Source organism: Streptomyces sp. NPDC029041 (assembly GCF_040637515.1).
GTDB lineage: Bacteria > Actinomycetota > Actinomycetes > Streptomycetales > Streptomycetaceae > Streptomyces.
Genome location: NZ_JBEZWO010000030.1, coordinates 1,945 through 3,266, shown reverse-complemented (window position 1 = coordinate 3,266; position 1,322 = coordinate 1,945). Strand labels below are relative to the sequence as shown.

1 rRNA gene (running past one end of the window) is annotated in these 1,322 nt (G+C 57.1%); it reads left to right on the top strand.

Features of this window, described 5'->3' with window-relative positions:
- Positions 1 to 50 precede the first annotated feature (50 nt).
- Positions 51 to 1,322, top strand: a 23S ribosomal RNA gene (locus AB0F04_RS37765) (it continues 1,922 nt past the right edge of the window).

The following is a 1,322-nucleotide window of genomic DNA, read 5'->3' as shown; positions in this document are numbered from 1 at the left end:
CGGGTGGCTGGTCGTTGTTTGAGAACTGCACAGTGGACGCGAGCATCTGTGGCCAAGTTTTTAAGGGCGCACGGTGGATGCCTTGGCACCAGGAACCGATGAAGGACGTGGGAGGCCACGATAGTCCCCGGGGAGTCGTCAACCAGGCTTTGATCCGGGGGTTTCCGAATGGGGAAACCCGGCAGTCGTCATGGGCTGTCACCCATACCTGAACACATAGGGTATGTGGAGGGAACGCGGGGAAGTGAAACATCTCAGTACCCGCAGGAAGAGAAAACAACCGTGATTCCGGGAGTAGTGGCGAGCGAAACTGGATGAGGCTAAACCGTATACGTGTGAGACCCGGCAGGGGTTGCGTATGCGGGGTTGTGGGATCTCTCTTCCACGGTCTGCCGGCCGTGGGACGAGTCAGAAACCGTTGATGTAGGCGAAGGACATGCGAAAGGTCCGGCGTAGAGGGTAAGACCCCCGTAGTCGAAACGTCAGCGGCTCGTTTGAGAGACACCCAAGTAGCACGGGGCCCGAGAAATCCCGTGTGAATCTGGCGGGACCACCCGCTAAGCCTAAATATTCCCTGGTGACCGATAGCGGATAGTACCGTGAGGGAATGGTGAAAAGTACCCCGGGAGGGGAGTGAAATAGTACCTGAAACCGTGTGCCTACAAGCCGTGGGAGCGTCGGAGCAAGGCTTGCCTTGTTCTCGTGACTGCGTGCCTTTTGAAGAATGAGCCTGCGAGTTTGCGGTGTGTTGCGAGGTTAACCCGTGTGGGGAAGCCGTAGCGAAAGCGAGTCCGAATAGGGCGATTCAGTAGCGCGCTCAAGACCCGAAGCGGAGTGATCTAGCCATGGGCAGGTTGAAGCGGAGGTAAGACTTCGTGGAGGACCGAACCCACCAGGGTTGAAAACCTGGGGGATGACCTGTGGTTAGGGGTGAAAGGCCAATCAAACTCCGTGATAGCTGGTTCTCCCCGAAATGCATTTAGGTGCAGCGTCGTGTGTTTCTTGCCGGAGGTAGAGCACTGGATAGGCGATGGGCCCTACCGGGTTACTGACCTTAGCCAAACTCCGAATGCCGGTAAGTGAGAGCGCGGCAGTGAGACTGTGGGGGATAAGCTCCATGGTCGAGAGGGAAACAGCCCAGAGCATCGACTAAGGCCCCTAAGCGTACGCTAAGTGGGAAAGGATGTGGAGTCGCAGAGACAACCAGGAGGTTGGCTTAGAAGCAGCCACCCTTGAAAGAGTGCGTAATAGCTCACTGGTCTAGTGATTCCGCGCCGACAATGTAGCGGGGCTCAAGCGTACCGCCGAAGTCGTGTCATTGC